3 protein-coding genes are annotated in these 2830 nt (G+C 60.5%); 1 reads left to right on the top strand and 2 read right to left on the bottom strand.

The genetic code is table 11. The features are described 5' to 3' along the window. On the top strand, nt 1-539 hold a 539-nt coding region (locus AC0AP0_RS11270; RefSeq protein WP_490430531.1), incomplete at its 5' end, for a hypothetical protein. Nucleotides 540-635: 96 nt separating this feature from the next. On the opposite strand, the gene trpD is transcribed toward AC0AP0_RS11270, so the two are convergent. Both trpD and AC0AP0_RS11260 read right to left on the bottom strand, forming a co-directional pair. After that, nucleotides 636-1736 carry an anthranilate phosphoribosyltransferase gene (gene trpD, locus AC0AP0_RS11265; protein WP_490430530.1) on the bottom strand — a complete coding sequence of 367 codons (1101 nt, stop codon included), beginning with the start codon at nt 1734-1736 and terminating at the stop codon, nt 636-638. Between the two features lie 230 nt (nt 1737-1966). Continuing rightward, the coding region (locus tag AC0AP0_RS11260; protein ID WP_490430529.1) for an SEC-C metal-binding domain-containing protein at nt 1967-2830 on the bottom strand (864 nt) is incomplete at its 5' end.

Raw genomic sequence — 2830 nt, 5'->3', positions numbered from 1 at the left:
AGCACAAGCATAACGACGCCGGGAATCAGTATAACAGCGAGGCGGGAACCGGGTCCTCACAGGGGAACGATGAGTGGATGGACTTTCTGAACTCGCACGCTGACGAGCTAGGTTCCCTGGAATCGTCCAAGACGGCCAAGGAATTCGAAAAGAAAGCTCGGAAGTCCGAGAAGAAGGCGGCGCTGAGGGCCGAGGACTTGAAGCGCGATTCCTTCGTCGGCGGCTCCGGGCCTCGCGATTTCCAAGGCAGGAGCTGGCTGGACACCGACGAGGTCATGGACCAGTCGTCGAACTTTGTGCCGCCTAACCCTGACCTGAGCGACCTTGGCAAAAGGCGGATGGCCTTCATCATCATGACGGTGCTGGGCCTGGTCTGCTTCTTCCTGACCATCCTGATCCCCCGCTGGTCCGGCTTGACCGGCCTGCTGGCGGGCCTGCTCCTGCTGATAGGCATCGCAGGATTGATCATCGACCGGAAGAACTTCCGCGATGCCTCAAGCGGCCTCTTCGATGACGACGAACGACACTACCGGCGATGAAGCTGTGATCCGCCATATATAAGCCGCCAATACGTTCGGGCCTCGCTGGCAGAAGCATCAGCCAGCGAGGCCCGAACAGTTGTGGCAACCGTGAACCTACACCAAGATCGAGCGACGTGCCCGTTCCTCTTGCTGGCAGCGGGTCTGCGCCTCCTGGGCTCCGTGAATCCAGGCGGCTAGCAGGTCGGCGGCCCTGCCCTGGTCCACAACCTCCGTAGCCAGTTGGTAGGCCTGAGCAAACCGGACACTCAGATTGGCTTCGGGATCAGCTTCGATCTGTGTGCCGTCAGCTACGATGGCCGACGCTGCATTGAGCAGGGCTGTTGAACGGGAGGGAATCGACTTTCCAGCCAGGAAATCCCTGACGACACTGGCATTGAAAGCTGGATCGCCACCGCGTAAATCATCTAGATTGACCGGATCAATACCTAGCTCACGAGTTGGGTCGAAAGACCGCTCCTCCACCTTGCCCTGGTGGATCTCCCAAATGGAAACCGGGCCGGTCGGGGCCATCTCGTCAAGGCCTTCGACCGAGGTGTAGACCATGCCCTCCTGACCGCGTGAGGCGTAAACCTGGGCCATCATGGGGCTCAGCTGACGCTGGGCGCATCCAATGGCCACATAGCGCGGGTTAACCGGGTTGGTCAGGGGTCCCAGCAGGTTGAAGACGGTCGGAATACCCAGCGACGAGCGGACAGGTCCTGCAAAGCGCATGGCAGGGTGGAAAGTCTTGGCAAAGACGAAGGTGATGCCGTAGCGGTCCGCCATGGCGGCCACCTCCTTGGGCGGCAGATCCAGCGGAAGACCCAGCTGTTCCAGACAGTCGGCGGTGCCGCTCTTGCTGGATGCGGCCCTGTTGCCGTGCTTGACGATCCTGACCCCCGCTGCCGCAGCCACGATGGCGCCCATGGTCGACAGGTTGACTGTTGCAGCCCCGTCGCCGCCAGTGCCGACGATGTCGGTCACGTCACCACTGACCTTCAGCGGCACCGCATGACCCACCATGGCCTTGGCAGCCCCTTCGACCTCCGGACTGGTCAGACCCAGAGTGGATTGCATGGACAGGGCTGCCCCCACCTGCACCGGGTCGGCATTTCCGTCCATCAGGTCGTTCATGCACCACTCGGCCTCATCCGCGCTCAGGTGTCGACCGGACACCAAGGAGTTCAGGACGGATTTCCAGCTAAGTGGCCGCATGATGACTCTTTTCCTTCGAAGAAGCGGGGCTGGATGCCCCGCTGTTTGCTCTAGGTTTACTGCCCTGCCCCTCCCTGACACAAGGCCATCCCACATTTCGGTCACTTGTCTACCAATATATGGAAGCACCTAATCCAATATATGGAAACAGCCACCGCCCTAATGAGCGATGGCCGTCGAGTAAATCAGCAGCTCTGCCTAGGCAGTCCGCTACAGATTATGCATACGTGTCATTTCTTCTCGTTCTGGCCGTGGCACATCTTGTACTTGCGTCCAGACCCGCAGGGGCAAGGGGCGTTTCGAGGCGTGCCTGGGAAGGTACGGCCATCGGCCCAGGGCGAGTGATCTTCTACGGCCTTAGGCCTCTTATTGGCGGGAACCTTGCCCTCGGCATGACTGATGGGCGCAGGTCCGACCGGAGCCGGAGCGCTAGCGTCATCAGTCTCGCTCGCTTCAGCGGTATCCTCGGAAGAGTCTTTATCGGGATCCTCTTCCGAATCCTCCTGGACGCTGCCAGCAGGAGCACCTTCGTCACGCTCCTCGGCTGTCTCGTCGATGTCAGTGGTCTCGTCCTCGGCATCAGGCTCTTCAGGCGCCTGATAGTTGACCGGCTCGGACTGGCCCTCCTCATTCTCCTTGCGCTCCTCGCGGGCCCGCCGCTCGTTCTCCTGGCTGGCCGCGATCTGCTTGAGGTCCACGTTGAAGAGCAGCTGTACAGTCTGCTCCTTAATGGCATCGATCATGGAGTTGTACATCTGGTAGCCCTCACGCTGGTACTCGACCAGAGGGTCACGCTGACCCATGCCGCGCAGGCCGATGCCGTCCTTCAAGTAGTCCATCTCGTAGAGATGCTCACGCCACTTGCTGTCCAGGACGGAGAGGACCACCTGGCGCTCCAGCTGCCTGGAGCCCTTCTCGCCCAGCTCATCCTCACGCTCCTGGTAGATGGAATCGGCATCCTCCACGACCTTGTCGGCCAAGGCTTTAACGGCCTTGTCACCCTTTAGTTCCTCCAAGGAGTCCATGGTCTCATCCTGATCAAGACTGATCGGATACACGGAGGCCAGCGCCTTCCAGAGCCCGTCGGCATCCCA

The sequence above is a fragment of the Bifidobacterium sp. POST2/T3 (B1) genome (genome assembly GCF_058197115.1).
The sequence above is the reverse complement of the archived record's forward strand: the minus strand, read 5'-3'. Positions and strand labels throughout refer to the sequence as shown.

Excerpts from the sequence above, each read along its gene's own strand:
- trpD (WP_490430530.1), bottom strand. The coding sequence starts at position 1,736 with ATGCGGCCACTTAGCTGGAAATCCGTCCTGAACTCCTTGGTGTCCGGT.